Raw genomic sequence first — 25,840 nt, 5'->3', positions numbered from 1 at the left:
TCAATAAAGGGATACATATAACGACAACAATTCCTTAAAATAACCTTTTAAAAAATAAATTAAAAATGCGCAAACTTTTTACGCTGTTCGAACGTCTAGTATGTATAAGCTTATTAACCGCCGAAAAAGGAGCTCTTTTAGATGGGTTTGTTTAAAAAATCAAAATTAGAAAAAGAATTAATCGCGTTTATTATAGAGAATAAGGAGAGTTGTTATCGGATTGCCTATAGCTATGTGGGGAATCAAGAGGATGCGCTTGATATCGTACAGGATGCAATTCATAAATCACTAATTCGCATCAACACATTGGAAAATCAAGTTGGTTTAAAAAGTTGGTTTTATAAGATAGTTGTAAACACTTCCCTGGATCATTTGCGAAAGCATAAAAGGCTGAGTGTAGTCGATGATACTGTGATGGAGGTTTTAGCAAATGGCAGAGAAGATGAGTATCACCATTTAGATTTACAAGAGGCGATTGACCACCTTCCAGATAAGTACAAAACAATAATCATACTTAGATATTTTGAGGACATGAAAATAGAAGAAATCGCTAAAATTGTAGGGGAAAATGTTAATACGGTTAAAACAAGGCTATACAGAGCATTGAAAATACTGAAAGTTGAACTGGACGAAGATTCAACAATTGAGGAGGAGGTAAAACGTGGGAAGAAATTTTAAATCCTTAAAGAAAAGGTATGATGAAATCGCGATTCCAAAGGAGCTTGATCGTGTTGTGCAAGATACACTGAAAAAACGAAGAACTAAAAGACTTACAGCTAAATGGTCTGCTGGTGTTGCAGCAGCTGTTTTACTATTTACAATGAGTGTGAATGTCAGTCCAGCAATGGCCCAGGCTTTATCTGAGGTACCTATTGTTGGAGAGGTTGTAAAGGTCATCACAATTACACAATTTGAGGAGGAAGATGAGCTTCTATCAGCAGATATTAAAGTGCCGGCAGTGACAGACTTAGAAAACAAAGAACTTGAAGATAGTCTAAATGAGGACTACTTAGAGGAAGGCAAAACCCTTTATAAAGAATTTGAAGCTATTATGAAAAAGGTTAATGAGGGGGAAACTGGGCATTATGCGATTTCTAGTGGCTTCGAAGTGAAGACAGATAATGAGCAGATCTTTGTGTTAGAGAGGTATGTTAATAGAATTGCTGGTTCAGGTTCAACGACGCTTCAATATGACACGATAGATAAAAATAATGAAATATTGCTGTCGCTACCAATGTTGTTCAGTGATGAAAGCTACATTCAGATAATCAGCGAAAATATCAAGGATCAAATGCGTGAACAAATGAATTCAGATACTAATAAAATATATTGGGTGGAAGATGCTGGCTTGGAAGACTTCGGTGATTTCTTTGAAGCAATACAAGCTGAACAGCAATTTTATATTAATAATGATGGAAAGCTTGTTATCTCTTTCGATGAATATGAAGTTGCACCAGGATATATGGGAACCGTTGAATTCATAATTCCAACTGAAATTTTAAATGAAGTACTCGTTAGTAATGAATACATTCATTAATGACTTTGACCGTAATTGTAATCGAATTGCAAAAAAAGTATAACATGTAGGTAAGGCTATTAGCTCTGCTAATAGTCTGGTAGAAAGGATAAATATAAAATGATTAGGAGAATACGTTGGCCGGGGTGGGTATTAATTATACTTATTGCGTTAACCATTTTTTTCATTTCAGGTGGGTCCGTTGGAAGTAGTACACAAACTGTGTCAACAGTTAAAAAAGAAGCAGATCATGAGTTGAAAGAAATGGTACTGCACGACAAACAGTTTCTGGTACAAAAGGATTCCGAAGTAGTAAATAGTTTGGATCCTAACGAGAAATATATTGCACTTACATTTGATGATGGCCCTAATTCTAACGTTACTCCCCAAGTACTAGAGGCTCTTGCTGAGCATGATGCTAAAGCTACCTTTTTCATGCTTGGCAGTCAAGCGACAGCGAACCCATCGATGGCTAAGGAAATTGCTATGGCAGGTCATGAAATTGGTAATCATACAAATTCACATCAAAATTTAGTTAAGTTAGATACATATGATATTGATGAAGAAATTTCTGAATCAGCTAGAAATATAGAAGAAGCGAGCGGACAGTATCCGACAATGACTCGACCTCCCTATGGTATATTTGATGAGCGTGTTGAAGAAACAGCTACAGCATTAGGAAACTCTCTTATTTTATGGTCCGTCGATTCCCTGGACTGGAAAACGAGAAATGCGAAAAAGATAAAGGAGGAAATTCTGAACAGTATCACTCCCGGTGCAATTGTTTTGATGCACGATATCCACCAAGAAACAGCTGATGCTTTGCCTGAATTATTAACTGCACTTATCAACGAAGGTTATCATTTTGTAACTGTTAGTGAGATTTTATCTTTGCCAGTAGATGTGGGTGCTGGACCATATTACAAAGTGAAATATTAAAACTTAAAGCTAATTCTATGGGGCTGAAGATGGGAACCAATTTATGTACATTATAAAAGTTGCTGGTGCAGTTTTTTTACTTCTGATAAATAAATTACAATAATTGTCATAAATACAATACTTTACAAATGCAATTGAATAGTACATTATTGTTGTTATAAAAATATTGTTATTTAGTTTGAAAGCCGATTTTTTTTATGAGATTCGGGAATATAGTAAGTAAAGAATCAATTCGAGGAGGCGTTGGCGCTGGTCGATAATTTTGAAGTTGAACAAATTTTTGAAGATCGCACGTATGAAAGACATCAATTCAAGTTAAAAGTGCATGGAAACCAATATGTTGGTAATTTCCATGATGGTGAAATTCAATGGCTTAATCCGCATCCACAACAGGATTTGGGAGATGCGTATTTGAAAGCTGTTGAATTAGAAGTGCATCGGCTTTTAGATGAGCATGGAGTAAAAGATGAAACAGATGACATTGAAGTAAAACCCCTGTTTGCTGATCAAACGCACGATGTGCATCAGTTTAAGCTGTCGATCCAAGGGAATGAATATAAAGGAATCTTTCGAGATGATGAGATCAGGTGGTTCCATCCAAAGCCAGAGAGGCATTTAAAAGATGAGCGAGTAGAAAAAGTAGAAGTGATGGTACAAGAAAAAATTCAGAAGCATATTGAAGAATCGAGAGATGATGCGAAATAGACAAAAACCGCCCCGACTTAGAGGATTTAGGCTAATCCATCTAGAATGCCGGGGCGGTTTTTTATATGCCTGTAATTTTCAAGATAAATTCAATGAAAAACAGGGAAGAAATAATAATTAACGGCTTTGTCAATTCCTTTTGTTTTCCTAAAGCTATTTTTACAATCGGATATGCAATAAAACCGAAGGCCATTCCATCTCCAATACTATAGGTGAATGGAATCATAACAATGATTAAGAGAGCTGGAATTGAATCGGCAATGTCATTTAATGGCAAGTGCTTAATATTTTGTGCCATTAAAAATCCAACAATTATTAAGATGGGACTAATGGCAGAATTTGGAACCATTGATATCCAAGGAATGATGAAAATGGTAGCCAAAAAGAAAATACCAGCTGTAATTGCTGCTCGACCTGTTTTTCCGCCAGAAGCTATCACCGCAGCATTTTCAGCGCCAGAAACCGTTGGCGAAGTGCCTAAAAAAGCGGATGTAACAGTTGAAAAAGCAGTAATTCGATATGCCTTATTATAGCTTTCATGGCGTTTTAGCATTCCAAGTTGTCCTGTTAAAATTCCCATATTTTCAAAGATAAGAATCAATGCTAATGGAAATACCGCCAACCAGAACGCAAAGTCTCCGATTGCTGTAAACGAAGGAATAAAAAGTAACTCATTGACATGTACCTGAACCGGCTCTACTTCCGGTTGCTGCAGACCGAAAACAGCAGCAAGTATCGTACCGATAATCATTGTAATTAAAAAGTTTGCAGGTACATTTTTTACGAAAAGAAATATGGCGATAAATAAGGTAAGTAGCCCAACGATTACAGGTGTTGATGTAAAGTCACCGATAGCGACAATTGTGCTACCACCACCAATTACGATTCCGCTTTTTTCCAAACCGATTAAAATTAAGAAAAAGCCGAGACCAACTGTAATTGCATGTGTCAAGGATTCTGGAATCGCATTTTTCAAAATAACGCCGATTTTTGTAAATGCTGTTATAAGAAAGATAAGAGCTGCTACAAGTACTACAGCAAGACCTTCTTGAAACGTAAAGTCGTTATTGTTTATAATCGAATAGGCAAAAAGAGCATTGATACCCATCCCAGGAATTAAAATTAACGGCAGCTTTCCAAAAAGCCCCATCATCATCGTGCCGACAAAGCTGGCCATGATGGTGGCAATCATCCCAGTTTCGAGTGAAATACCTGCTTCACTCAAAATGGAGCCATTGACTACAACAATATAGACAGTTGTAAAATACCCGATGATACCGGCGATTATTTCATTTTTTAATGAAATTTGTTGTTTCATTTGATTTCCTCTAACATTTTACTATCCCTCTCCCACCCGATATATAGAATTGTTATCCCGTTTGAGTCGATTGGTAATACATGGTTAGACTTCTGCGAATAAACAATTGTTCTATAATCCACAAATGATTATTATAAACTTTTTTGTTATACTTTACAATAGAGCAAGAACTATGCAATGAAGAGGCGGTGAAATTCATGAAATATAATTCAGTGTTCGATATTATTGGTCCTGTCATGGTTGGACCATCCAGTTCGCATACGGCTGGAGCTGCTCGGATTGGAAAAGCTGCCCGTAATCTCTTTGGTAAGCAACCAACATGGGCGAAAATTTATTTGTATGAATCTTTTGCTAAGACATATAAAGGTCATGGTACAGATTTTGCATTAGCAGGCGGGCTTTTAGGATTAGAAACGGATGACCCGGAGATAAGCAAATCTTTAGATACGGCTAAAGAGAAAGGTCTTGAAATTGAGTTTATTGAGGACAGTGCCTCCGCAGACCATCCGAATACTGCCCGACTCGTTATTGGTGATGATTCCGAACAGTTGGAACTTGTCGGCATTTCTATTGGCGGCGGGAAAGTTGAAATTACAGAGCTGAATGGATTTGCACTCCGTTTATCTGGAAACCATCCAGCTATTTTAATCATGCATAGTGACCGATTTGGTGCAATTGCTTCCGTAACAAAAATCTTAGCAAAACACGAAATTAATATTGGTCATATGGAAGTAAACCGAAAAGATGTCGGAAAAGAGGCATTGATGGTAATTGAAGTTGATCAGAATGTGGAAGATACAATATTAAAAGAGTTGGAAAGTGCTGATCATATCATTCAGATATCAAAAATTGTCAGCTAATTTCCAGAAGGGGGTTAAAGCAATGTTTCGAACAGTAGCCGAATTGGTTGAAATAGCTGAGAAAGAAAATATTTTAATTTCTGAAGTGATGATCCGCCAGGAAATGGATGTACAAGAGAAATCACGTGATGACGTTTTTGCTGAAATGGAAAAAAACCTCCAGGTGATGGAGCGCGCAATTGATGATGCGCTAAAAGGTGTGGAATCAGTAACAGGACTGACTGGTGGCGATGCTGTCCGGATCCAAACGTATATGAAGGAAAAAACACCATTGTCAGGTCATTTGCTATTAGACGCAGTAAGTAAAGCAATGGGAACGAATGAAGTAAATGCAGCAATGGGAATCATCTGTGCAACACCAACTGCTGGCAGTGCTGGCTGTGTCCCAGGCACTCTATTCGCTGTGAAAAATCAGCTGAATCCAACCAGGGAACAAATGATTCGTTATTTATTTACGGCAGGTGCTTTTGGCTTTGTAGTAGCAAATAATGCTTTCATATCTGGAGCCGCTGGTGGCTGTCAGGCTGAGGTTGGTTCTGCTGGAGCAATGGCTTCAGCAGCTATAGTTGAGATGGCTGGTGGAACACCTCAGCAATCAGCAGAAGCTTTTGCAATAACGCTGAAAAATATGCTTGGGCTTGTTTGTGATCCGGTAGCAGGTCTTGTAGAGGTACCTTGTGTCAAACGAAATGCTGCAGGCTCGTCCTTGGCAATTGTTTCAGCTGATATGGCATTAGCTGGTGTTACAAGCAAAATACCATGTGATGAAGTAATTGGAGCAATGTACCGAATTGGTAAACAAATGCCATCGAGCTTGCGTGAAACAGGTGAAGGTGGATTGGCAGACACACCAACAGGGAGATTGCTGAAAGAAAAAATATTTGGAATATCGGTTTAGTGTAACCTTATATAGAAAGAGTGATTTACTGTGCTTAATGAGCCTGTAACACACGTTAAAGGTATCGGAGAGAAGGCAGCAGAAGATTTGGCATTATTAAAAATCTACACCATTGCAGATTTACTGCTGTATTTCCCATACCGCTACGATGTGTATGAAATTAAACCACTTAGTGAATTAATACATGACGATAAAGCAACGATTGAGGGGAGGGTGGTACATGATCCTTCCCTCACTTTTTTCGGTAAGCGAAAATCCCGACTCACGTTTACAGTCGAAGTAGAAGGTGTTGCGATCAAAGCTGTGATGTTTAATCGAGCATTTGCAAAGAAACAAATTCAGGCCGGTGACACAATTACATTAACAGGGAAATGGGATGCGCATCGCCTGCAAATTACGGTTAGTAATTATAAAAAAGGTAGTGCCGATGAACAGGCTGATGTACAACCAATGTATTCAGTAAAAGGTGATGTAACCAATTATAAATTAAAAAAGTATATGCAAGCAGCATTAACAGAGTATGGTGATGCAATTACAGAAATATTGCCGGCGAACCTTTTGGTTTCCTATAAGCTGCCAAGTCGTTCAGAAGCAGTTAAGACAATGCATTTTCCTGCTGATCGAATCGCATTAAAGCATGCACGTCGTCGTTTTACATATGAAGAGTTTCTCGTTTTTCAATTGAAAATGCAGCTATTACGTAAACTGAAACGCGAAGCAACTAAAGGAAATGCGCAACACTATGACGCAGAAAAAGTGAAAGCATTTATTTCTAGTTTCCCTTTTGAATTGACAGGAGCACAACAAAAATCTTTACACCAAATAATGGCAGACTTAAAGTCTCCATATCGAATGAACCGACTGTTGCAAGGGGATGTTGGCTCAGGGAAAACAGCCGTCGCAGCAATTGGTCTCTATGCCGCAATCACAGCAGAAAAACAGGGAGCATTAATGGTCCCGACTGAAATTCTAGCAGAACAGCACTTTCAATCCTTAACAGCATTATTTGGACAGCTAGCAAAAATTGCATTGTTAACAGGTTCGGTAAAAGGGAAAAAACGAAAAGAAATGCTGCAAGCCGTCCAAAATGGAGAAGTAGATATAGTGATAGGAACACACGCATTGATCCAAGATGATGTCTTCTTTCATGATTTAGGCTTTGTTATTGTCGATGAGCAACATCGGTTTGGTGTCGAGCAAAGGAGAACATTAAGGGACAAGGGATTAAATCCGGATGTGTTATTTATGACAGCAACTCCAATTCCGCGAACTTTAGCAATTACGGCATTTGGGGATATGGATGTTTCAATCATTGATGAGATGCCTGCTGGAAGAAAAGAAGTCGAAACCCTTTGGGCAAAGGAAAACACGTTTGAAAGAATCCTGGATTTTATTGCAAAACGTATCGCGGAAGGTGAGCAGGCATATGTCATTAGTCCGCTCATTGAGGAGTCTGACAAGCTTGATATTCAGAATGCAGTAGATTTATTTCACCAGCTCGAAGCATATTATCCAGAAGAAATAAATGTTGGATTAATGCATGGTAGATTATCAGCACAAGAAAAGGATAGTGTGATGAAGGAGTTTGCTGCCAATAATATTCAGGTGCTTGTTTCAACAACCGTAGTAGAAGTTGGCGTGAATGTGCCAAATGCGACCGTAATGGTCATTTACGATGCAGAACGATTTGGTTTGTCACAGCTACATCAGTTGCGAGGCCGAGTAGGACGAGGCAGTAAACAGAGCTATTGCATTTTAATTGCTGAACCAAAAGGTGAAGTTGGAAAAGAACGGATGCGAATTATGACAGAAACAACAAATGGCTTCGAACTATCTGAACAGGACCTTCAATTAAGAGGACCAGGTGATTTCTTTGGCAGAAAACAAAGCGGTGTTCCTGAATTTAAAGTAGCGGATATGATACATGATTATCGTGCCTTAGAAACTGCAAGGAACGATGCACAGGAAATCGTGGAAACAAATCAATTAGAAGAAAATAAAGAATATCGTGCGCTAAAGCATTATTTAGAGCGCGAGTTTTCGTTTGCGGATAAAATTGATTAAAAGTATGCTTGCATAAATAAAGTAGCTATTATATATTACTATTAGTACCAAGTCATAAACGAGTAGTTCTAAAAGTCCGGTTATCCTCATTTAGAACTCTTCAATAAAGTGAAAATATGATGAATGGTGGATGGTGCGGTCAATGAGAAAAACAAAAGTGGAACGTCAGCGACTGTTAAAAGAAAAAATAGAACAGACGCCTTTTATTACGGATGAACACTTAGCAAAAACGTTTCAAGTTAGTATTCAAACGATACGACTCGATCGAATGGAATTAGCTATTCCTGAATTAAGAGAACGAATTAAATATGTTGCGACGAATCAGTGGAATGAAACGGTTAAAGCTTTGTCATTAGACGAGGTTATTGGTGAAATTATTGATTTAGAGTTGGACAAGCGTGCGATCTCTATTCTCGATATTACATCTGATCTTGTTTTCTCAAGAAATAAAATTGCTAGGGGACATCATTTATTCGCGCAGGCAAATTCATTAGCTGTTGCAGTAATTAACGATGAGCTTGCACTTACTGCAAAGTCCGAAGTTAAATTCAGACGTCAAGTAATCGAAGGAGAACGTGTGATAGCTAAGGCGGCAGTGGAAGGTAAAGATGAAAAAAGCCGGACCATTGTTGCGGTCCATAGTTATGTTGATAATGAAAAAGTATTTTCCGGTGTATTTTATATGTACCAATCAAATGAAAATAAAGGGGAAAAAAATAAATGAGATTAGCAATTGACGCCATGGGCGGAGACAATGCGCCCAAAGAAGTTGTATTAGGTGCAATGGATGCTATTTCAGAAATTAAAAATCTGAATATCACCCTTTATGGTGACGAAAAACAAATAAAACCATTTTTAACAAATGATAAAAATATTGAAATTGTACATACGGACGAAGTCATTACTAGCGATGATGAGCCAGTTCGTGCAGTGCGTCGCAAAAAGAATTCCTCACTTGTATTAATGGCGAAGGCCGTAAAAGATGGCTATGCAGATGCATGTATTTCTGCTGGTAATACGGGAGCATTAATGAGTGCGGGATTATTTGTTGTCGGGAGAATACCTGGGATTGATCGGCCTGCATTAAGCCCTACATTGCCGACCGTTGATGGAAAGGGATTTCTAATGCTAGATGTTGGGGCAAATGTGGATGCAAAGCCTGATCACTTAGTACAATATGCAATTATGGGATCCATCTATTCTGAAAAGGTACGACAAATTCAAAATCCAACTGTTGGTTTACTAAATGTTGGTACAGAAGATGGAAAAGGGAACGATCTAACGAAAAAAACGTTTGAATTGCTCGAAAAGGCACCTATAAATTTTATTGGAAATGTCGAAGCGCGTGATATATTAAATCATGCTGCTGATGTAGTTGTTACAGATGGGTTTAGTGGTAATGTCGCATTAAAAACGATTGAGGGAACTGCTCAAACTATTTTTACGTTATTAAAAGAAACCTTTATGGCTTCAGCAAAAACGAAAATTGCCGCAGCACTAGCGAAAAATGATTTACGTGGGCTCAAAGATAAACTGGATTATTCAGAGTATGGTGGTGCTGGTCTATTTGGACTCGCAGCTCCTGTTATTAAGGCTCATGGTTCATCGAATAGTAGAGCAATTTTAAGTGCCATTAAACAAGCTAGCTATATGGTGGAAAATGATGTAACAAATACAATTAAAACAACAGTTGAATCAATTGAATCAGAAAAGGAGTGATTGAATGAAGCGCGTAGCTTTAATGTTTCCTGGTCAGGGCTCACAGGCTGTTGGAATGGGAAAGGAATTCTATGATGAATTTCCACAAGTTAGAGAGCTGTTTCAGAAAGCAAATGATGTATTAGGTAAGGATATAAAGGAAATTATATTTGAAGGTCCTGCAGAAGTGCTGACAGAGACAGAAAACACACAACCAGCATTACTATTAACCAGCATTGCGATCCATCAATTACTCGAGCAGGAAAAGGTCGAAGCAGTGATGACAGTCGGCCATAGTCTTGGGGAATACAGTGCACTAGTTGCTGCAGGAGCATTAACTGTTGAAGATGCATTGCCGCTTGTTGGTGTTCGTGGCAAGTTAATGGAAGAAGCCTTCCCAAAAGGACAAGGTACAATGGCAGCAGTTCTTGGGCTTTCGGAAGCAGAGATTACAGAAGTCTTGTCTGGTATAACAGATGAAATAGCGGATATTGCTAACTTAAATTGTCCTGGACAAGTTGTTATTTCTGGTTCGCAAAAAGGAATTGAGCTTGCTTCTGATCTATTAAAAGAAAAAGGAGCAAAACGTGTCCTGCCGTTAAATGTGAGCGGGCCATTTCATTCTCGATTAATGAAATCTGCGAACGAAGAATTTGCAGGATATTTGGATAAAACACCAATTAAAGATGCTATAATTCCGGTTTTTGCCAATGTTTCAGCAGAGGCTGTAACAGATGAAGCAGCGATTAAGGATTTACTTCTTAAACAATTGTATTCACCAGTTCGATTTGAAGAATCCATTAACCATATGATTGACCAAGGTGTTGACGCATTTGTTGAAGTAGGTAACGGAAAAGTTCTTTCTGGCTTGCTGCGGAAAATTGATAAAAAGGTGAAGACATTTGCGGTTCAGGATTTGAAATCAATGAACGAGTTTATTTCGTGGTATAGGGGGGATGCATAATGTTAAAAGGGAAAAATGCGTTAGTAACAGGTGCATCTCGTGGAATTGGAAGAGCAATTGCATTAGAGCTTGCGCGTCAAGGTGCAAATGTTGCGATTAATTACGCTGGTAGTGAGCAGAAAGCACAAGCAGTTGTAGAAGAAGTTGAACGGCTAGGCGTAAAGGCCTTTAAAATACAAGCTGATGTTGCGGATGAAACTAGTGTAAAAGCTATGGTTAAAGAAGTTGTGACACAATTTGGCAGCTTGGACATCTTAGTCAATAACGCTGGTGTTACAAGGGATAATTTGTTAATGCGCATGAAAGAAGAAGAATTTGATCAAGTTATAAATACAAATTTAAAAGGTGTGTTTATTTGTACGAAAGCTGTTACAAGACAAATGATGAAGCAGCGGGCAGGTAGAATTATTAATGTAGCTTCTATAGTAGGAGTTAGTGGAAATCCTGGACAAGCAAACTATGTTGCTGCAAAAGCAGGAGTTATTGGACTTACAAAAACATCTGCCAAAGAGCTAGCAACACGGAATATTTTAGTAAATGCAGTTGCACCAGGGTTTATTGCAACAGATATGACAGACGAACTAAATGAAGAACAAAAAGCAGCAATCTTAGGAGTGATTCCTTTAGAAAAACTGGGATCACCAGAAGACGTTGCAAAAGTCGTGCGATTCCTAGCCTCCGATGACGCCAACTACATCACCGGCCAAACCATCCACATTGATGGCGGAATGGTAATGTAATTTAGTTGCAAAGGCTGTATATAAAGAAACTAGGAACCAATGTGCAATGATGGATTTTGCGTATACCTGCTACGAAACATACAACGCTTTGCGGGTGTATACCTTTTATGAATAAAAGGGTTAAATGTGTAGGTGGTTGTTTTAATTCGGTTCCTGCTAGAATTTCTTATCCATATATTTTATACTACTTGAAGGGAGGTGAAGTAAAATGGCAGACGTATTTGATCGTGTTAAAGCTATTATCGTTGACCGTCTTGATGTTGAAGAGTCTAAAATTACAATGGAAGCCTCTTTTAAAGAAGATTTAGAAGCTGATTCACTAGATGTAGTAGAACTTGTAATGGAACTGGAAGATGAATTTGACATGGAAATTGCTGACGAAGATGCTGAAAAAATAAATACAGTAGGTGATGCTGTAAACTACATAAACAGCAAAGCTTAAGCAAATTACTCAAGCAATTACGCTTGTTCGTAATATGAACAGAAAGTCTCGCTTCATGCGGGACTTTCTGTATCTATATTAAAAAATGGAGGTGAAAATAATGAACGTAGAACAATTAGAAAAAGAGCTTAATCTTACATTCAATAACCATAACCTGATAAAACAGGCTTTTACACATTCATCGTATGTGAATGAGCATCGAAATGTCGTTTTTTCGGATAATGAACGACTTGAATTTCTTGGCGATGCAGTTCTAGAATTAGGTGTTTCACAATACTTATATCGAAAAAATAAAGAGATGCCAGAAGGTGAAATGACGAAACTACGTGCTGCAATTGTTTGTGAACCATCTTTAGTAAATTTTGCTCAAGAATTAAACTTTGGTAAGTATTTATTACTCGGTAAAGGTGAAGAACAAACGGGTGGGAGAGATAGACCTGCTATTTTGGCTGATGTATTTGAAGCTTTCCTTGGCTCACTTTATTTAGATCAAGGATTTGATGAAGCGATCAATTTTTTAGAAGTTCATGTATTTCCTAAAATCAAAAAAGGTGCTTTTTCGCATGCGATGGATTATAAAAGTCAACTGCAAGAGTTAGTACAGCAAAACAAAAACCAAACCATTGAATACAAAATTATAGATGAGAAGGGACCTTCCCATAATAAGGAATTTGTTGCCCAGGTTGTTATAAAAGGGAAAAATGCTGGGGAAGGAATTGGGAGAACCAAAAAAGAAGCAGAACAACGTGCAGCAAAATATGCGCTTGATTCATTTATTCCACATTAATTAAGAAAGGCTGTTATCCATCAGGTGGACACAGCCTTTTGCATTATTTATTTCCGAATTAATGAAAGTTCCTCTATAAATGCCTGTGTTTCAGATGCACTTAGTCTTCCTTTTTGATTAACCATATCATACATAAATTTTAAATCATCGTATTTTTCAAGATCGTAATCCTCTGGATCCATGATTGTCCGATTAACAACCTGCAATTTATCTGCTAAATCCTCCAGCAATATTTTCATATTTTCTACAGATGCGACTTCTAAACTCATTTTATCCTCCTTTTTTGCAAAACACTTGCGATTCGTTGAAGCCTGAAACAGTTCTGCACTTCTTTTGTTAATAAGTTTATGATAAAATAAATAAGTTAAAAAGCCAAACTATTTTTTTGTTAAGCAATTTCAAATGGAATATAACAACAATGAGAAGCAGGAAGCAGAGGATCTCATTTAAAATAATACTTAAAGTGCGTGTTCAAAAGGAAGATGAAAAGGACCGAGGTAGGCTAAAGCCGAAACGTTCTGGGGCTGCGATTACTTGTCCCACTGAAAAGCTTTGGTGCAAAGCCGACACTAGCACGCCCTTGGCGTCGAAGTTCAAGACGGCAAAGCTCCCCGTACCAGGCTTCCACAGGATATGGTGGCTTCGACTTTCGACACAGGATGGGTCGGTTTTTAGTCGAAGGTCCTTGTTCTCGATGTATGATTTTCACCGGACTTTTAGAACAACTTCTTAAAAATAAAAAAAAGAAATATAGCAAGGAACTAAGGGGAATAGGGTTCTTTTGGAATTAGGAGAATGTATATGTATTTAAAACGATTGGAAAGTGTGGGCTTCAAATCATTTGCAGAACGGATCAATGTGGAATTTGTGCCAGGAGTAACAGCTGTGGTTGGTCCGAATGGAAGCGGGAAAAGTAACATTACCGACGCAATTCGTTGGGTGCTCGGTGAACAATCAGCTAAATCATTACGTGGCTCCAAAATGGAAGATATCATATTCCAGGGCAGTGAATCAAGAAAAGCATTAAATGTCGCTGAAGTTACACTCGTACTCGATAATCAAGATAAACGAGTGCCACTTGATTATGAAGAAATTAGTGTTACACGTCGAGTTTATCGTTCTGGTGATAGTGAGTTCTATATTAATAAGCAGTCATGCCGATTAAAGGATATTATTGATCTTTTCATGGATTCTGGTCTTGGAAGAGAAGCTTTCTCCATTATAAGCCAAGGAAAAGTCGAAGAAATCCTTAGCTCAAAAGCTGAGGAAAGACGAACGATTTTTGAAGAAGCTGCAGGAGTACTGAAATACAAACAGCGCAAGAAAAAAGCGGAATATAAATTAGCGGAAACCCAGGAAAATCTTAATCGGGTTGAAGATATTATCCACGAGATTGAACAGCAGATTAATCCGTTGAAGCAACAGGCTGAAACAGCTGAGAAGTATATAGAGCTAAAAGAAATGCTTAAAGAAAAGGAAATTTCCTATCTATTATCTGAAATTGAACAGCTGCACCAGCAATGGAAAACACAATTAAAGGAGCTTGAGGAAGAAAAGTTATCCGAAAGTGCCCTTAAGTCTATGATCCAAAAAAAGGAAGATGAAATCGAGAACCAGAATAAAGCAATTCAGCATCTGGATGAAAAAATAGAGGAAATGCAAGAAAATCTATTAATTGCTACTGAGCAGCTTGAAAAGTACGAAGGCAAAAAACAACTGCTGGATGAAAGATCGAAGCATTTTGGTGAAAATAAGCATAAATTAGAAATGCAGAAAAAAGAAAGCAATACGAGAATTGCTGCGTTAGAGGATGAGCTGGCAAAAGAAAGGAAGCTACTTGTACAATTGCAGCATGATCGAAAAAAATATAAAGAACAAGCAAACGAGCTAGAAGCTAAATTAAACACAAGTAAAGAAAGTATTTCAGAGCAAATTGAAGATTTAAAATCGGATTATATTGAATTACTTAACAAGCAAGCAGCGAAAAGGAATGAAAAGCAATCTGTCGCCCAGCAATTACACCAGATAAATGGAAAAAAGGAAAAACAGTCAAATAAATTTCAAAGTCTAATTGAGCAAAGAGAGCAATTGACGGAAGAGAAGAATCGATTAGAAGCAAGCTATAGAGCGAGAGAATCTGGCTTTTCAGCAATCGAATCCGATGTCAAGCAATTAAAATTGAACTTAGAAACCGAGCGAAGCCTTTTTCAAGAATCGCAAACAAAACTATACCAAGGCTATCAATATATAGAAAAATTAAAATCAAAAAAAGAAATGCTGGAAGAAATGAAAGAAGACTTTCAGGGGTTTTTCCATGGGGTTAAAGCAATTTTGAAGGCTCGTGAAGAAAAGAAGCTGGAGAATATTTACGGTGCCGTAATCGAATTGATTGATGTTCCGAAAAAATTTATTACAGCAATTGAAACTGCTCTTGGTGGGCAAGCACAGCATATTGTTGTAACAGATGATATGGCAGCAAGAAGGGCAATCGCTTGGTTGAAGCAAACAAATAATGGAAGAGCAACCTTTTTACCGCTTGGTTCTATCCAGGAACGTTTTATTACGCAAGATATGTTAGCGAAAATGGAAGGTCATCCAGGCTTCCACGGAATAGCATCAAAACTCGTACATACAAACGCTACTTACCAGAAGGCAGTTAATCATTTAATGGGACATGTTATTATTGCTGAAAAATTAAAGGATGCAAATGAAATTGCTGCACTCGTTAACCGTCGATTTCGCGTTGTTACACTTGATGGGGATGTCGTAAATCCTGGAGGTTCCATGTCTGGTGGAGCTCAAAAGAAAACGAATCAGTCGCTATTTACAAGAGAAAAGGATTTGCAAGAAGTAACCGAAAAAATCGAAGGATTCCAGCAGAAAATATTTCAATTTGAATCAATTGTCGGGCGTAAGAAGCAATTGATTAAGCAGCTGGAAAATGATCTAAGAACGAAAGAGAGCACGATTTCTTCGGAGCAAAATGCACTACAAGAATTACACTCGGAGTGGAAACAAGTAGAGATGAGACTTTCTTCTATTAACGATAGCCTGTCAATCTATGATCAGGACAAGCAGCAGTTTGTTCAAGATAGTAAAGAACTTACTAAACGAGAGGAAAGTTTAACAGAAGAATTAACTGCACTTAAAGTACAGTTGGATTCCATTCAACAGAAAATCGACTCGCTTACGAATGAAGAAGCTGCATTTAAAGAGAATAAAAAAATGCTGCAGGATAATCTGCATCAATTACAAATCCAACTTGCTGAACAAGAAGAAAGAGTGAAGTATCAGCGCGAAAAAACAAATTCAACTGGTGAGCAATTAGATAAACTAAAAGAGCAGCATCATAACTATGCGAAGGAATTGAGCAATTTATTAGAAATTGAACAATCGAAAGAAACAGAAGAAGAGGTGGCGGCACGGATTGCGGCTGCTAAGCAAGAGAAGGAAATGTTAACGAATGAAATTCATCAGAAACGTACTGAAAGAGCACAACAAACACAGTATGTTCTAGATGAGGAAAAAGAACGGAAAGAAAAAAGTAACAGGCTTCAAATACTGCAACAATCCATTCAGCAAAAAGAAGTTCGTGCAGGTCGCCTTGATGTTGAACTCGAAAACCGATTGAATCATCTACAGACGGAATATACCATCACATACGAGAAGGCAAAACAGCAGTATCAGAAGGCAGAAAATATGATAGAAGCAAAAACAATCGTTAGTGAGTTGAAATTACAAATAGATCGTCTTGGAACCGTTAATCTTGGTGCTATTGAAGAATACGAACGGATATCGGAACGCTACACTTTCCTGTCTGAACAGCAAAATGACCTTGTCGAAGCAAAAGAAACACTTTATACCGTTATTGATGAAATGGATGAAGAAATGAAAAAGCGGTTTGATGAAACATTTAACAAGATAAAAGATGAATTTCATGATGTATTCAAACAGTTATTTGGTGGCGGCTATGCTGAACTGAAATTAACCAATCCGAAAAATTTATTGGATACAGGTGTTGATATCATCGCACAGCCACCAGGGAAAAAACTGCAGCATTTAGGCTTGCTATCTGGTGGAGAACGTGCACTTACGGCAATTGCTCTACTATTTGCTATTTTAAGGGTAAGGCCAGTTCCATTTTGTATTCTTGACGAGGTTGAAGCAGCGCTTGATGAAGCAAATGTTGCCCGTTTTGCGAAATATGTTAAATTATACAGTGATAACACACAATTTATTGTGATTACACACCGAAAAGGTACAATGGAAGAAGCGGATGTGTTATATGGTGTTACGATGCAAGAATCAGGTGTGTCACGGCTTGTCTCGGTTCGATTAGAGGAGACGAAAGAATTAATAAATTCTTAGGAGGGAAACAAATATGAGCTTTATCAATAAGTTAAAGAATAAATTTAAACAGAATGAAAAAGAGGAAGAGGTTTCTAAAAAATACCAAGAAGGTATGACAAAGACACGTAATTCTTTCTCATCAAAAATTAATGATTTAATTGCTCGATATCGTAAAGTCGATGAAGATTTTTTTGAAGAGCTAGAAGAAGTTCTTATAACTGCAGATGTTGGTGTTACAACTGTAATGGATCTCGTTGAAGAGCTGAAGATGGAAGTGAAACGCCAGAACATTAAAGATACAAACGGGATAAAAGATATTATATCTGAAAAACTTGTGGAGATTTATTATGGTGAAGATCAAGCAGAAATCGAAAAATTGAACATCCAGGAACAAGGTCTTTCTGTTATCCTTGTGGTTGGCGTTAACGGTGTTGGAAAGACGACGTCAATCGGAAAACTAGCACACCAGCTAAAGCAAGAAGGAAAACAGGTAATCTTGGCAGCAGGGGATACATTTCGCGCAGGCGCGATTGAACAGCTGGAAGTATGGGGGGAAAGAGCTGAAGTTGATGTTATTAAACATAATGCAGGCAGTGACCCAGCAGCAGTAATTTTTGATGCAATTAAAGCAGCGAAATCACGCCAGGCAGACGTGTTAATTTGTGATACTGCAGGCAGACTTCAAAATAAAGTGAATTTAATGAATGAGCTTTCGAAGGTGAAACGTGTCATCGAAAGAGAAATACCAAATGCACCGCATGAAGTTCTCCTCGTGTTAGATGCGACAACTGGTCAAAATGCCCTAAGCCAAGCCAAAACATTTTCAGAGGTAACAAATGTATCTGGTATCGTATTAACGAAGCTTGATGGCACAGCAAAAGGTGGGATCGTACTTGCGATACGAAATGAACTTCATATCCCTGTGAAGTTTGTTGGGCTAGGGGAACAAGTGGGAGACTTGCAGCAATTTGATGCCAATGCATTTGTATATGGTTTATTCGCAGATCTTGGAACCGAAGCAAATGCAGAGTAGAATTTGAAATTCCTTGACAATGAACAAAAGCATTCGCTATGATAATGTAAAGGAATTTCACTTAACAAGGGGTGTGAATTATGATTGAAAAAACAACCCGCATTAATTATTTATTCGATTTTTACCAAGCGCTTTTGACGCCGAAGCAACGTAATTACATGGAAATGTATTACTTAGAGGATTATTCTCTCGGAGAAATCTCCGAATTGTTTCATGTGTCCCGCCAAGCAGTATATGATAATATCAAACGTACAGAGGCTATGCTTGAATCATATGAAAAAAAATTGCATTTATATGAGAAATTTGAACAGCGAGCAGCACTTATTGAAAAATTGGAGCAATCAGTTGCAGATCAGTCTGTTTTGAAAATGCTTCATCAACTAAAAGAATTAGATTAGGAGGACACCTTCTATGGCATTTGAAGGATTAGCCGACCGCCTGCAAAGTACAATCAAGAAGATAACTGGTAAGGGGAAGGTTTCTGAGCAAGACGTAAAAGAAATGACACGTGAAGTCCGCCTTGCATTACTGGAAGCGGATGTAAACTTTAAAGTGGTCAAAGATTTGATCGCCCGTATTAAGGAGCGTGCAATTGGCCAGGAGGTAATGGAGAGTTTAACACCTGGTCAACAGGTTATTAAAGTAGTAAAAGAGGAACTAACAACATTAATGGGTGGTGAGCAAAGTAAAATTGCTGTGGCTGACCGCCCGCCAACCGTCATAATGATGGTAGGTTTACAAGGTGCTGGTAAAACAACAACAACCGGTAAACTAGCTAATTTATTACGCAAGAAACATAATCGTTCGCCACTATTAGTCGCATGTGATGTGTATCGTCCTGCGGCAATTAAGCAATTAGAAACACTTGGTACACAACTTGATATGCCTGTGTTCTCAATGGGGACAGAAGCAAATCCAGTAGATATTGCAACAGGAGCGATTGAAAAGGCGAAGGAAGAGCACCGGGATTATGTTATTATCGATACAGCTGGGCGCTTGCATGTAGACACAGATTTGATGGATGAATTACAACAAATTAAATCAGCTGTCACCCCAGATGAAATATTTTTAGTTGTTGATTCCATGACAGGTCAAGATGCGGTGAACGTTGCAGAAAGCTTTAATGAACAGCTTGATATTACAGGAGTTGTGCTAACAAAATTGGATGGGGATACCCGTGGCGGTGCTGCATTATCTATTAAAGCCGTTACGGACAAGCCTATTAAGTTTGCTGGGATGGGTGAAAAACTAGACCAGTTAGAGGCATTCCATCCCGATCGAATGGCCTCTCGTATCCTAGGCATGGGTGATGTGCTTTCGTTAATTGAAAAAGCACAAACAAACGTTGATGAAAAGCAAGCGAAAGAACTGGAAGAAAAAATGCGTACGATGTCCTTTACATTTGACGATTTTCTTGAACAGATGGGACAGGTAAAGAAAATGGGACCGCTAGATGATTTGATGTCCATGATTCCTGGCGCAAGTAAAATGAAGGGTCTTAAAAACGCACAGCTGGATGAAAAGCAGCTAACGCAAGTAGAGGCAATCATTCAGTCGATGACAAAAAAAGAAAGAGTAGACCCAAGCATTATTAATGGGAGTCGCAGAAAGCGGATTGCCAAAGGCTCTGGAACATCCGTATCCCAAGTGAACCGCTTGATAAAACAATTCAGTGAAATGAAAAAGATGATGAAGCAAATGACAAACATGCAAAAAGGAAAAAAAGGAAAAGGCATGAAATTTCCTTTCATGTAAATTCGGAAGCAGGAGTGCCTGAGAGGCGTATAGACTGCGCCTCGCACTTTAGGGGGATTCCGACGTTAGGCGTAGCTGATTTTAGTCAGCCATCCTTTTACTTGAAGTCGATGCCCGATTTCACCGCGAGGGTATAAATACGACTAAGCTACATGTCTTGGTAGTCGGCAAATCTTCTACAGATTATCATGAGATGAAGGAAGCCTGGCCTCTGGGAATCGGAGCTGGAAGTAATAAAAAAATACTTTTTAACGTTGTAATGTAAAAACACTTTACAGACCCATTTTTTTCTGTTAGAATCTTAAATTGTGAATAACATTTTATTGGAGGTGCAAATAATGGCTGTTAAAATTCGTTTAAAGCGTATGGGATCAAAAAGAAACCCATTTTATCGTATCGTTGTAGCTGATTCACGTTCTCCTCGTGACGGACGTCAAATCGAACAAATCGGAACATATAATCCGGTAGTCAACCCGGTTGAAGTTAAGATTGATGAAGCAAAAGCACTTGATTGGATGACAAAAGGTGCAAAACCAAGTGATACAGTTCGTAATCTTTTCTCAAAAGAAGGCATCATGAAAAAATTCCACGACCAAAAAAATCAAGTAGAGAAGTAGTGTGATATCATGAAGGCCCTAATAGAATCGATTGTTACCCCATTGGTTGATCACCCGGAAGATATCGTTGTTAAGGAGACAGAAGAAGATACAAAAATTGTATATCATCTTACTGTTCATCAGGAAGATGTCGGAAAGGTAATTGGAAAAAATGGACGTATTGCAAAGGCAATTCGTACAGTTGTCTATGCAGCAAAAACGGATGGTAATAAACGTATTTATTTGGACATTATGTAAAGGGAAAGCGGACCTCCAAAGGGTTCTTCTTTCCCTTTTACACATCTTGAAATGATTGTTTGGCAGATAGTTCTTGACTCTATAAATGCAACTAATGAATCTGTTAAAGACTCGGTGAATACTAACTTTTCACCCCCATTAACGGCAGTAATCCCCACCACCTTTAAGCATGAGAAAAATAAAATGTAAAGTTGTGGGAGGGGCACAAAACTGATCGAAGTTTCATTTTTATAACGGGAGCGAGGAAATCCAGTGAATATCATTAAAAAAGTAGTGATTAAGCAAGTTGTCACAGAGAAAAGTAAAGAAAAGATTTATCGCAATTTCCATGATCATAAATTGCGGCTTGAACAAGAGTGTCAACAGCTCCTTTTTGAAAAAAGAAAATTGCAGAATAAAGCTGGTAGTGCAAAGCAAGAAATTGAACAACGTTTCCAGCAAGAAATAAATAATCGTAAAGAAAAGATTAAACTGCTCGATTTTAAAATAAGTCAATTGGAAACGCTGGAGCTTGGAAGTGAGATTATTGAAAAAGAAGTTGAAGCTCTTGTTGAAGTAAATGTTGGTTCTAACTGGAACGAGATTATGGAAGAACAAATAATCGTCATTAAAGATGATATTGTTGTCCGAATTAATGAATGAATAATGAGTAGGTGAGAAGATGAACGAACGTATGTTTAATGTAGGAAAAATAGTCAATACTCATGGTATCCGAGGTGAAGTAAAAGTATTGCGTATTAGTGATTTTGAAGAACGCTTTGCTCCGGGTGAAAAGCTTTTTGTTGTAAAGGACGAGCAGTCCATCGAACTTGAAATTACTGCCCATCGGATGCATAAGGGTTTTGATCTTTTGCAATTCGAAGGCTACACGAATATTAATGATGTGGAAACATTCAAAGGCTGTAAATTAAAAATTAGTGAAGCGCAATTAACCGAACTACAGCAAGATGAGTATTATTATCACGAAATCATTGGTTGTGAGGTTTTTACTACTGCTGGAGAAAATATAGGAAAAATTAAAGAGATATTATCTCCTGGTGCAAATGATGTATGGGTGGTAAAGCAGCAAGCTGGTAAGGATATTCTCATCCCATATATTGATGACGTTGTAACAGAAGTAGATGTAGCAAATAAGAAAATTGTGGTTGAACTAATGGAAGGACTGCTTGACTAATGCATATTGATATTTTGACCCTTTTTCCAGAAATGTTTACCGGCGTTTTTCAATCATCAATATTAAAGAAAGCCGCTGAAAAAGAAAAGTTTAGCTATAACCTTGTTAATTTCCGAGATTATACCGTGAATAAGCATTTAAAGGTAGATGACTATCCGTATGGCGGTGGAGCAGGAATGGTATTAACCCCGCAGCCTGTATTCGATGCCGTAGCCGCTGTGAAAAAAGAGAGGCAGACAAAACCTCGTGTGATTCTCATGTGCCCGCAGGGTGAATCGTTCACGCAAAGAAAAGCAGAAGAGCTGGCTGAAGAGGAACATCTTATTTTTATTTGTGGTCATTATGAAGGATACGATGAGCGAATTCGAGAAAATCTTGTTACCGATGAAATCTCAATTGGTGATTATGTCCTTACTGGTGGAGAGCTTGGATCAATGGTCGTTGTAGATAGTGTCGTTCGTTTACTGCCTGATGTACTTGGGAATCAAGAATCAGCTCCAGAGGATTCTTTTTCTACGGGGTTATTGGAGCATCCTCACTTCACGAGGCCAGCTGATTTCCGTGGTATGAAAGTTCCAGACGTATTGCTATCAGGAGACCACGGGAGAATAAGAGACTGGCGAAAAGAAGAAGCATTAAAACGAACCTATAAGCGCCGTCGTGATTTACTTGAGCATTATGTTTTAAATGAGACGGAGCAGAAGGTAATAGATAAGCTTAGAGCAAACGAAGAGAAATAAGCATTGCTAAAAAACCTTGCAATTGTCTAAAAAGGGTGTTGAACTATCATTTTCAATATGGTATATTTATTATTGTGCTTAAGTGCGCTTAGGTACATATAAACGATGTTCCGCTTATTACAAAATGAATAATGAGCATTGGTTTGGAAGGAGTGAAGGATAATGCAACAACTTATTGCAGATATCACAAAAGATCAACTTCGTACGGATCATCCTGATTTTCGTCCTGGTGATACGGTAAAAGTTCACGCAAAAGTAGTTGAGGGGACTCGCGAACGTATTCAGGTGTTCGAAGGTGTTGTAATCAAACGTCAAAATGGTGGAATTAGTGAATCATTTACAGTAAGAAAAATTTCTTATGGTGTAGGTGTTGAACGTACTTTCCCATTACATTCACCTAGAGTTGATAAGATCGAAGTTACTCGTCGCGGTATTGTACGTCGTGCGAAACTATACTATCTTCGTAATCTACGTGGAAAAGCAGCTCGTATTAAAGAACGTCGCTAATCGACATGAGCTGTCCCGAAAAACGTTATTGGAAAGGAGCTTGGCAAATGTGCGCAAGCTCCTTTTTGCTATTTAGCTTGTATGAATACGTCATGCTAGCTTAAAATAGAGTAAATACATATAGAATCGGTCGGAGGGGAATATATGGCGAAAAAAAAGAAAAACGAATGGTTAGATTGGATAAAAGCGCTATTACTAGCGTTTGGTTTGGCGTTTATCGTCCGCGCCTTTCTATTTGCTCCGATTGTAGTTGACGGACCTTCCATGCTGCCGACACTGCATGACCGAGATCAAATGATCGTTAATAAATTTTCTTACCTAATCCAAGACCCAGAACGATTTGATATTGTTGTTTTTCACGCTTCAGCTCAAAAGGATTTTATTAAACGAATAATTGGCCTGCCAGGTGAACATGTGGCGGTAGAGGATAATGTGCTCTATATCGATGGAGAGCCAGTAGAAGAGCCTTTTCTAGATGAACAAAAGGATCAAATGAAGCCTTATCAAATGCTGACAAACGATTTTACATTAGAAGAGCTTCCTGGAGGATTTGAGGTAGTTCCAGATGGACATGTATTTGTTTTAGGTGACAATCGAGGTAATTCAACAGATAGCAGAATGCTGGGTGTCATACCGATGGATGAAATTATTGGGAAGACCAGTTTAATTTATTGGCCATTCGATCGAATGCAATTAATTGGAAAGGAGGAATAAAATTATGACCATACAATGGTTTCCAGGGCATATGGCAAAAGCGAGAAGAGAAGTAGAAGAAAAGCTGAAACTTGTAGACTTCGTAATGGAATTAGTTGATGCGAGGGCCCCGCTTTCCTCACAGAATCCAATGCTCCAGCAAGTGTTACAACAAAAATCAAAAATGGTTGTTTTGATGAAGAAGGATTTAGCTGACGCCAGACAAACGGAAAAGTGGATAGCACACTTGAGAGAGAAGAAAATTCCTGCAATCGCGGTTGATGTAAATAATAAGGCAGATATTAAAAATGTTATTCAGATGGCGAAAGAACTTGGCCAATCAAAAATGGATAAGCTTTTGAAAAAGGGAATTAAACCAAGAGCTGCAAGAGCGATGATTGTTGGAATACCAAATGTTGGTAAATCAACACTTATTAATCGGCTAGCGAATAAAAAGATTGCTAAAACTGGAGATCGGCCAGGAATTACAAAGCAACAGTTATGGATTAAAGTAAAAAAGGACTTTGAATTACTTGATACACCTGGTATCCTTTGGCCAAAATTCGAGGAAGAAGCAGTTGGCTACCGATTAGCTGCAATTGGAACAATTAAAGATCAGTTGCTTTCGTTACAAGATATTACTGCATTTGTTATTAACTATATGCAAGTACATTACCCAGTTCAGCTTGAAGATAGGTATGAAATTGACAGAAATATGAATGATATGTTAGAGATATTTAATGCAATCGGAAAGCAACGCGGAGCACTGCTAAGTGGTGGAGATATCAACTTTGATAAAGTTGCTGAAATTGTGTTACGGGATCTTCGTACAGGGAGATTAGGGAATATCACATTAGAAGCACCGCAAGAAGCATAAGGCATACATCTCAGGAGATGTGTGTCCTATTTTTTGTACAAAAGCGTGAGCAAATGCATTTAGCCGAAATAATAGGTAAATGTAAGGTACTAACCCTAAATCAAATAAGAAGATAAGCCGATATAAAAGAGAGTATGGTGATAAGGTGAAAAAGCAATCGATTACTGTTATAAGACAACAAATTAAAAATAACGAAGTAACAGACGAAATGATTCAGGAATTGAAGGCAGACGAACGAAAGGGCGTTCAGCAATTACTGAAAAGCTATGAAAAGCAAAAAGCGAAAGAGAAACAGTTAGCAGATCAGTTTGTCGAGATGTCCCATTATGAGCAAGTTGCTCATTCAAAGGGGTGTCAATACATTGCTGGGGTTGATGAGGCAGGGCGCGGACCTTTAGCAGGACCAGTTGTTGCAGCAGCAGTCATATTACCAGTGGATTTTACATTATACGGCCTAAATGATTCAAAACAGTTAAATCAAGCGACAAGAGATTATTTTTTTACAAAGATTAGAGAACAAGCTGTCAGTTACGGAGTTGCAATCATTGATAATCGAACAATTGATGAAATGAATATTTTTGAAGCGACAAAGCTAGCGATGCGCCAGGCGATAAATCAGTTGAAACCGAGTCCAGATCATGTCCTGATAGATGCTGTTGAGCTAAGGGACTTACCTTATTCTACAGAGTCGCTCATAAAAGGAGATGCCAAAAGCATTTCAATAGCAGCTGCGAGCATACTTGCCAAAGTAACTCGAGATAATTTAATGAGAGAAATGCACGAAGAATACCCTGATTATAATTTTATGTCTAATATGGGTTACGGCACAAAGCATCATCTAGAAAAACTTCGTGAGATTGGTGCTTCACCATATCATCGTAGATCTTATGCACCCGTCAGAAATAGCATTAGTTAAAGAGTTGGAA

The 25,840-nt window shown here is 38.2% G+C and carries 28 protein-coding genes; 26 read left to right on the top strand and 2 right to left on the bottom strand.

The window, feature by feature from the left end; all coding sequences use genetic code 11:
- The first annotated feature begins 141 nt into the window (after positions 1-141).
- From D1B32_RS06490 to D1B32_RS06475, 4 genes are all read left to right on the top strand, one after another.
- Positions 142-678 (top strand): RNA polymerase sigma factor SigV, encoded by a 537-nt coding sequence (locus D1B32_RS06490; protein WP_095308564.1) that lies wholly within the window; start codon positions 142-144, stop codon positions 676-678.
- The gene (gene rsiV, locus D1B32_RS06485; protein ID WP_118888941.1) at positions 662-1,537 is read left to right on the top strand and encodes an anti-sigma-V factor RsiV; all 876 of its coding nucleotides are present in this window, start codon (positions 662-664) and stop codon (positions 1,535-1,537) included. The genes D1B32_RS06490 and rsiV overlap by 17 nt, the downstream gene beginning before the upstream one ends.
- A 99-nt stretch (positions 1,538-1,636) precedes the next feature.
- Positions 1,637-2,455: a polysaccharide deacetylase family protein gene (locus D1B32_RS06480; protein WP_118888940.1), complete on the top strand. Its 819-nt coding sequence runs from the start codon at positions 1,637-1,639 to the stop codon at positions 2,453-2,455.
- 243 nt (positions 2,456-2,698) lie between these two features.
- A complete protein-coding gene (locus tag D1B32_RS06475; RefSeq protein ID WP_095308567.1) occupies positions 2,699-3,160 on the top strand; it encodes a HicA family toxin-antitoxin system in 462 nt (153 codons plus the stop codon).
- Positions 3,161-3,221: 61 nt separating this feature from the next.
- Here D1B32_RS06475 and D1B32_RS06470 read toward each other — a convergent pair whose 3' ends face one another.
- Positions 3,222-4,478, bottom strand: coding sequence for an NCS2 family permease (locus tag D1B32_RS06470; RefSeq protein WP_118888939.1), 1,257 nt, complete (start codon positions 4,476-4,478; stop codon positions 3,222-3,224).
- Between the two features lie 197 nt (positions 4,479-4,675).
- Between D1B32_RS06470 and sdaAB the strand changes: the two genes are divergently transcribed.
- The 9 genes from sdaAB to rnc all read left to right on the top strand — a co-directional run bounded on the left by sdaAB (position 4,676) and on the right by rnc (position 12,931).
- A complete protein-coding gene (sdaAB, locus tag D1B32_RS06465; RefSeq protein WP_095308570.1) occupies positions 4,676-5,338 on the top strand; it encodes an L-serine ammonia-lyase, iron-sulfur-dependent subunit beta in 663 nt (220 codons plus the stop codon).
- Between the two features lie 22 nt (positions 5,339-5,360).
- Positions 5,361-6,236, top strand: a complete 876-nt coding sequence (gene sdaAA / locus D1B32_RS06460) for an L-serine ammonia-lyase, iron-sulfur-dependent, subunit alpha (protein ID WP_095308571.1) — start codon at positions 5,361-5,363, stop codon at positions 6,234-6,236.
- 30 nt (positions 6,237-6,266) lie between these two features.
- On the top strand, positions 6,267-8,300 hold the full coding sequence (gene recG, locus D1B32_RS06455) for an ATP-dependent DNA helicase RecG (RefSeq protein ID WP_118888938.1): 2,034 nt from the start codon (positions 6,267-6,269) through the stop codon (positions 8,298-8,300).
- A 142-nt stretch (positions 8,301-8,442) separates the two neighbouring features.
- Positions 8,443-9,024 carry a transcription factor FapR gene (gene fapR, locus D1B32_RS06450; RefSeq protein WP_095308573.1) on the top strand — a complete coding sequence of 194 codons (582 nt, stop codon included), beginning with the start codon at positions 8,443-8,445 and terminating at the stop codon, positions 9,022-9,024.
- Entirely contained in the window at positions 9,021-10,019 is a 999-nt protein-coding gene (gene plsX, locus D1B32_RS06445; protein ID WP_095308574.1) for a phosphate acyltransferase PlsX, read from the top strand. Before fapR ends, plsX begins: the two co-directional genes overlap by 4 nt.
- Positions 10,020-10,023: 4 nt before the next feature.
- Positions 10,024-10,962 carry an ACP S-malonyltransferase gene (gene fabD / locus D1B32_RS06440; RefSeq protein WP_095308575.1) on the top strand — a complete coding sequence of 313 codons (939 nt, stop codon included), beginning with the start codon at positions 10,024-10,026 and terminating at the stop codon, positions 10,960-10,962.
- Positions 10,962-11,702: a 3-oxoacyl-[acyl-carrier-protein] reductase gene (gene fabG, locus D1B32_RS06435; RefSeq protein WP_095308577.1), complete on the top strand. Its 741-nt coding sequence runs from the start codon at positions 10,962-10,964 to the stop codon at positions 11,700-11,702. Before fabD ends, fabG begins: the two co-directional genes overlap by 1 nt.
- Before the next feature lie 208 nt (positions 11,703-11,910).
- Complete coding sequence (gene acpP / locus D1B32_RS06430; protein WP_095308578.1) at positions 11,911-12,144, top strand: acyl carrier protein; 234 nt, start codon at positions 11,911-11,913, stop codon at positions 12,142-12,144.
- Between the two features lie 100 nt (positions 12,145-12,244).
- The gene (gene rnc / locus D1B32_RS06425; protein WP_095308579.1) at positions 12,245-12,931 is read left to right on the top strand and encodes a ribonuclease III; all 687 of its coding nucleotides are present in this window, start codon (positions 12,245-12,247) and stop codon (positions 12,929-12,931) included.
- A 47-nt stretch (positions 12,932-12,978) separates the two neighbouring features.
- On the opposite strand, the gene D1B32_RS06420 is transcribed toward rnc, so the two are convergent.
- Positions 12,979-13,200, bottom strand: coding sequence for a DUF1128 domain-containing protein (locus D1B32_RS06420; protein ID WP_095308580.1), 222 nt, complete (start codon positions 13,198-13,200; stop codon positions 12,979-12,981).
- Positions 13,201-13,732: 532 nt separating this feature from the next.
- On the opposite strand from D1B32_RS06420, the gene smc reads away from it, so the two are divergent.
- The 13 genes from smc (at position 13,733) to D1B32_RS06355 (ending at position 25,830) form a co-directional block, all read left to right on the top strand.
- The gene (gene smc, locus D1B32_RS06415) at positions 13,733-17,299 is read left to right on the top strand and encodes a chromosome segregation protein SMC (protein WP_118888937.1); all 3,567 of its coding nucleotides are present in this window, start codon (positions 13,733-13,735) and stop codon (positions 17,297-17,299) included.
- Positions 17,300-17,312: 13 nt separating this feature from the next.
- Positions 17,313-18,314, top strand: coding sequence for a signal recognition particle-docking protein FtsY (gene ftsY / locus D1B32_RS06410; RefSeq protein WP_095308582.1), 1,002 nt, complete (start codon positions 17,313-17,315; stop codon positions 18,312-18,314).
- Between the two features lie 80 nt (positions 18,315-18,394).
- A complete protein-coding gene (locus tag D1B32_RS06405; RefSeq protein WP_095308583.1) occupies positions 18,395-18,712 on the top strand; it encodes a putative DNA-binding protein in 318 nt (105 codons plus the stop codon).
- Between the two features lie 13 nt (positions 18,713-18,725).
- Positions 18,726-20,069, top strand: coding sequence for a signal recognition particle protein (gene ffh / locus D1B32_RS06400; RefSeq protein ID WP_095308585.1), 1,344 nt, complete (start codon positions 18,726-18,728; stop codon positions 20,067-20,069).
- 338 nt (positions 20,070-20,407) lie between these two features.
- Positions 20,408-20,686 (top strand): 30S ribosomal protein S16, encoded by a 279-nt coding sequence (gene rpsP, locus D1B32_RS06395; RefSeq protein WP_095308586.1) that lies wholly within the window; start codon positions 20,408-20,410, stop codon positions 20,684-20,686.
- A gap of 9 nt (positions 20,687-20,695) precedes the next feature.
- Positions 20,696-20,923 (top strand): KH domain-containing protein, encoded by a 228-nt coding sequence (locus D1B32_RS06390; protein ID WP_095308587.1) that lies wholly within the window; start codon positions 20,696-20,698, stop codon positions 20,921-20,923.
- 252 nt (positions 20,924-21,175) lie between these two features.
- Positions 21,176-21,565 (top strand): YlqD family protein, encoded by a 390-nt coding sequence (locus tag D1B32_RS06385; protein WP_095308588.1) that lies wholly within the window; start codon positions 21,176-21,178, stop codon positions 21,563-21,565.
- A gap of 19 nt (positions 21,566-21,584) precedes the next feature.
- Complete coding sequence (gene rimM / locus D1B32_RS06380) at positions 21,585-22,097, top strand: ribosome maturation factor RimM (protein ID WP_095308589.1); 513 nt, start codon at positions 21,585-21,587, stop codon at positions 22,095-22,097.
- On the top strand, positions 22,097-22,837 hold the full coding sequence (gene trmD, locus D1B32_RS06375) for a tRNA (guanosine(37)-N1)-methyltransferase TrmD (RefSeq protein WP_095308590.1): 741 nt from the start codon (positions 22,097-22,099) through the stop codon (positions 22,835-22,837). Before rimM ends, trmD begins: the two co-directional genes overlap by 1 nt.
- A 162-nt stretch (positions 22,838-22,999) precedes the next feature.
- A complete protein-coding gene (gene rplS / locus D1B32_RS06370) occupies positions 23,000-23,344 on the top strand; it encodes a 50S ribosomal protein L19 (protein WP_095308591.1) in 345 nt (114 codons plus the stop codon).
- Between the two features lie 144 nt (positions 23,345-23,488).
- Positions 23,489-24,058, top strand: a complete 570-nt coding sequence (lepB, locus tag D1B32_RS06365) for a signal peptidase I (protein ID WP_095308592.1) — start codon at positions 23,489-23,491, stop codon at positions 24,056-24,058.
- A 4-nt stretch (positions 24,059-24,062) separates the two neighbouring features.
- The gene (gene ylqF / locus D1B32_RS06360) at positions 24,063-24,914 is read left to right on the top strand and encodes a ribosome biogenesis GTPase YlqF (protein ID WP_095308594.1); all 852 of its coding nucleotides are present in this window, start codon (positions 24,063-24,065) and stop codon (positions 24,912-24,914) included.
- Between the two features lie 145 nt (positions 24,915-25,059).
- Positions 25,060-25,830 (top strand): ribonuclease HII, encoded by a 771-nt coding sequence (locus D1B32_RS06355; protein ID WP_095308595.1) that lies wholly within the window; start codon positions 25,060-25,062, stop codon positions 25,828-25,830.
- Positions 25,831-25,840 lie beyond the last annotated feature (10 nt).

The organism is Oceanobacillus profundus, assembly GCF_003515705.1.
Classification (GTDB): Bacteria; Bacillota; Bacilli; order Bacillales; family Amphibacillaceae; genus Oceanobacillus; species Oceanobacillus profundus.
This window is presented reverse-complemented; position numbering and strand designations above follow the sequence as displayed.

Bases quoted from the DNA above. Each gene is read 5' to 3' on its own strand.
- D1B32_RS06490 (WP_095308564.1), top strand. From the start codon at position 142: ATGGGTTTGTTTAAAAAATCAAAATTAGAAAAAGAATTAATCGCGTTT.
- D1B32_RS06480 (WP_118888940.1), top strand. From the start codon at position 1,637: ATGATTAGGAGAATACGTTGGCCGGGGTGGGTATTAATTATACTTATT.
- D1B32_RS06470 (WP_118888939.1), bottom strand. From the start codon at position 4,478: ATGAAACAACAAATTTCATTAAAAAATGAAATAATCGCCGGTATCATC.
- sdaAB (WP_095308570.1), top strand. From the start codon at position 4,676: ATGAAATATAATTCAGTGTTCGATATTATTGGTCCTGTCATGGTTGGA.
- sdaAA (WP_095308571.1), top strand. From the start codon at position 5,361: ATGTTTCGAACAGTAGCCGAATTGGTTGAAATAGCTGAGAAAGAAAAT.
- fapR (WP_095308573.1), top strand. From the start codon at position 8,443: ATGAGAAAAACAAAAGTGGAACGTCAGCGACTGTTAAAAGAAAAAATA.
- plsX (WP_095308574.1), top strand. From the start codon at position 9,021: ATGAGATTAGCAATTGACGCCATGGGCGGAGACAATGCGCCCAAAGAA.
- fabD (WP_095308575.1), top strand. From the start codon at position 10,024: ATGAAGCGCGTAGCTTTAATGTTTCCTGGTCAGGGCTCACAGGCTGTT.
- fabG (WP_095308577.1), top strand. From the start codon at position 10,962: ATGTTAAAAGGGAAAAATGCGTTAGTAACAGGTGCATCTCGTGGAATT.
- acpP (WP_095308578.1), top strand. From the start codon at position 11,911: ATGGCAGACGTATTTGATCGTGTTAAAGCTATTATCGTTGACCGTCTT.
- rnc (WP_095308579.1), top strand. From the start codon at position 12,245: ATGAACGTAGAACAATTAGAAAAAGAGCTTAATCTTACATTCAATAAC.
- D1B32_RS06420 (WP_095308580.1), bottom strand. From the start codon at position 13,200: ATGAGTTTAGAAGTCGCATCTGTAGAAAATATGAAAATATTGCTGGAG.
- smc (WP_118888937.1), top strand. From the start codon at position 13,733: ATGTATTTAAAACGATTGGAAAGTGTGGGCTTCAAATCATTTGCAGAA.
- ftsY (WP_095308582.1), top strand. From the start codon at position 17,313: ATGAGCTTTATCAATAAGTTAAAGAATAAATTTAAACAGAATGAAAAA.
- D1B32_RS06405 (WP_095308583.1), top strand. From the start codon at position 18,395: ATGATTGAAAAAACAACCCGCATTAATTATTTATTCGATTTTTACCAA.
- ffh (WP_095308585.1), top strand. From the start codon at position 18,726: ATGGCATTTGAAGGATTAGCCGACCGCCTGCAAAGTACAATCAAGAAG.
- rpsP (WP_095308586.1), top strand. From the start codon at position 20,408: ATGGCTGTTAAAATTCGTTTAAAGCGTATGGGATCAAAAAGAAACCCA.
- D1B32_RS06390 (WP_095308587.1), top strand. From the start codon at position 20,696: ATGAAGGCCCTAATAGAATCGATTGTTACCCCATTGGTTGATCACCCG.
- rimM (WP_095308589.1), top strand. From the start codon at position 21,585: ATGAACGAACGTATGTTTAATGTAGGAAAAATAGTCAATACTCATGGT.
- trmD (WP_095308590.1), top strand. From the start codon at position 22,097: ATGCATATTGATATTTTGACCCTTTTTCCAGAAATGTTTACCGGCGTT.
- rplS (WP_095308591.1), top strand. From the start codon at position 23,000: ATGCAACAACTTATTGCAGATATCACAAAAGATCAACTTCGTACGGAT.
- lepB (WP_095308592.1), top strand. From the start codon at position 23,489: ATGGCGAAAAAAAAGAAAAACGAATGGTTAGATTGGATAAAAGCGCTA.
- ylqF (WP_095308594.1), top strand. From the start codon at position 24,063: ATGACCATACAATGGTTTCCAGGGCATATGGCAAAAGCGAGAAGAGAA.